The organism is Streptomyces sp., assembly GCF_019510245.1.
Lineage (GTDB): Bacteria > Actinomycetota > Actinomycetes > Streptomycetales > Streptomycetaceae > Streptomyces.
In genome coordinates this window covers 1-2,515 of sequence record NZ_JAEKKT010000454.1, presented here as the reverse complement: position 1 = coordinate 2,515, position 2,515 = coordinate 1, and the positions used below count along the sequence as shown (strand labels likewise).

Sequence of the window (2,515 nt, the reverse complement as noted above, 5' to 3'; positions counted from 1 at the left end):
ATCCGCATCGTCGCACCGGACGCGACGCTCGGCGCCTACGAGATCCGCTGGGGGCTCGCTCCCGACTCAGGCGGCACCCTGTTGCTGACAGCACTCCTCGGGCTGGACCGCGCGATGGAGCTGTGTGCCACCGGACGCCGCGTCAGCGGGGAGGAAGCAGTGGCGATGGGTCTCGCCACCGGTCTCGCCGACGACCCGCGTGCCACCGCCCTGGCGATGGCGCGCACGATCGCCGGCCGCAACCCCGAGGCGGTGGCCAGCATCGTGCGACTGCTGCGCATGAGCCGGCCCCGCCTCGACCAGGCCGCGCTGCTCGCCGAGCGCGACGAGATGAACCGGAACATCGGGAGTGCCAACCAACGAGAGGCCGTGGCTGCTGCGCGCGAGGGCCGTGAGCCGGTCTTCGTCCAGCCATGACCGGGCGGCCCTATCGACCCGGCGGGGATCCTGCCGTCGATCCGTGGTGGTACATCCCTGAGCACGCTCGGGTGCGATACGACCTGCAGTGCCGAAGCATCCCGAACGCCCTGCGGCTGACCGCGCAGCGCCATCCCGACCTCGAGGCCATGGTGGCCGAGGACGGGCGTCGGACCTTCGCCCAGCTCGACGAGGACATGGTCGCAGCGGTGCGGGCGGTGCAGGCGCTCGGCGTACAGCCGGGTGACCGCGTCGCCGTCTGGGCACCGAACTCCGGGCGGTGGGTCCTGGCCGCGCTCGGGATCCTCGGTGCCGGAGGCGTGCTCGTGCCGGTGAACACCAGGTTCAAGGGAGAGGAGGCGGCGTACATCCTGCGGAAGAGCGGCGCACGTGCGCTGTTCCTCGTGAGCGACTTCCTCGACGCCGACTACGTGGGCATGCTGCGCGCTGCGGACCCGTCGCTGCCGGTGCTCGAGGCCGGCAGCTGCGTCGTGCTGTCCGGCGCGACGCAGCAGGGGCAGCTGAGCTGGGAGGAGTTCCTCGCCGGGGGTGCTCGCGTCCCCGAGGGCGCCGCCCTCGCGGCCATCGATGCCGTCGCACCCGAATCGCTGTCGGACATCATGTTCACCTCCGGCACGACGGGCCAGCCGAAGGGTGTGAAGCTCACGCACGGGCAGTCGTTGCGCGCCCATGGCGGCTACGCCGCGCTGCTGGGGTTCGAGGCCGGGGACCGCTACCTGATCATCCCGCCGTTCTTCCACACCTTCGGCTACAAGGCGGGGTGGATGGCCTGCCTCGTGCACGGCGCGACCATCATCCCTGAGCAGGTCTTCGACCCGGACCACGTGATGCACGTCATCGCGGCCGAGCGCGTGACCATCCTCTACGGCCCTCCCACCGTCTACCAGTCCATCCTCGACTCGCCCCGGCGCGCCGAGCACGACCTCAGCACGATCCGCAACGTGCTCATCTCCTCGACCGTCGTGCCGCAGGAGCTGCTGGAACGCACCCAGCGCGAGCTGCAGCCGGAGCTGATCCACGGCGGGTACGGCCTCACCGAGGCCACGTCGTTCGTCACCGCTACGGTCCCCGGGGCCGATTCACTCGAGCTGATCGCGTCGACCGTCGGCCGTCCCGACTTCGAGGTCGAGGTCCGGGTGGTCGACGAGGCGGGGCGCGATGTCGAGCCGGGCCAGGCCGGGGAGCTGCTGGTGCGCGGATACAACGTGATGACCGGCTACTGGGAGGAGCCTGGGCAGACTGCGGAGGCGATCGACCCCGACGGGTGGTTGCGCACCGGCGACGTCGTCACCATGGACGAGCAGCGCTACCTCCGCATCACCGACCGCAAGAAGGACATGATCCTGGTCGGTGGCTTCAACGTGTACCCGGCCGAGGTCGAGCGCGTGCTCGGTCAGCACCCAGGTGTGGAGGCCATTGCTGTCGTGGCAGCCCCGGACGCCCGCCTGGGGGAGGTGGCGGTCGCGTTCGTGGTGCCGCGGCCCGGCGGCGGGCTGACCGAGTCAGACCTGCTGGGCTGGGCCACCGACCGCATCGCGAACTTCAAGCGCCCACGGCGAGCGTTCCTGGTCGACGCCCTTCCTCGCAACGCCAGCTTGAAGGTCCTCAAGAACGAGCTGCGGGCCCGGCTCCCCGCTCTCGGGCTGCGGGACAGCGGCGCTCAGCCGGAGTGAGCGTCGCGCGCCGACTGCTCGGCAGCCCGGGCTGCGAGAACGTGCCGCAGCACCTTGCCGTTGACGTTGCGCGGGAGCTCGTCGACGAACTCCCACGCCACGGGCACCTTGAAGCCGACGAGGCGCTCCCGGGCGAACCGCCGCAGCTCCTCCACCTCGGGATGCGGGTCGGAATCGGGGATCAGGTAGGCCATCACGGTCTCGCCGAGACGGCGGTCCGGCACCCCCACGACGGTCGCCTGCCGTACGCCGGGGTGCTGCTCGAGCACCTGCTCGATCTCCAGCGGGTAGACGTTCTCGCCACCTCGGATGATCTTGTCCCCGCGGCGACCCACGAGGTACAGGTAGCCGTCCTCGAGCCGGCCGAGGTCGCCGGTGTGCTGCCAGCCCTGGTCATCGACGAC

3 protein-coding genes are annotated in these 2,515 nt (G+C 70.9%); 2 read left to right on the top strand and 1 reads right to left on the bottom strand.

Annotation, left to right across the window (positions count from 1 at the left end):
- Together JF597_RS53930 and JF597_RS53925 are read left to right on the top strand one after the other, a co-directional pair.
- A partial coding sequence (locus tag JF597_RS53930) for an enoyl-CoA hydratase-related protein (protein WP_294014408.1) occupies positions 1-417 on the top strand: 417 nt, incomplete at its 5' end.
- 71 nt (positions 418-488) lie between these two features.
- Complete coding sequence (locus JF597_RS53925; protein ID WP_294014406.1) at positions 489-2,111, top strand: AMP-binding protein; 1,623 nt, start codon at positions 489-491, stop codon at positions 2,109-2,111.
- On the opposite strand, the gene JF597_RS53920 is transcribed toward JF597_RS53925, so the two are convergent.
- A partial coding sequence (locus tag JF597_RS53920) for a class I adenylate-forming enzyme family protein (RefSeq protein WP_294014404.1) occupies positions 2,099-2,515 on the bottom strand: 417 nt, incomplete at its 5' end. The genes JF597_RS53925 and JF597_RS53920 overlap by 13 nt on opposite strands.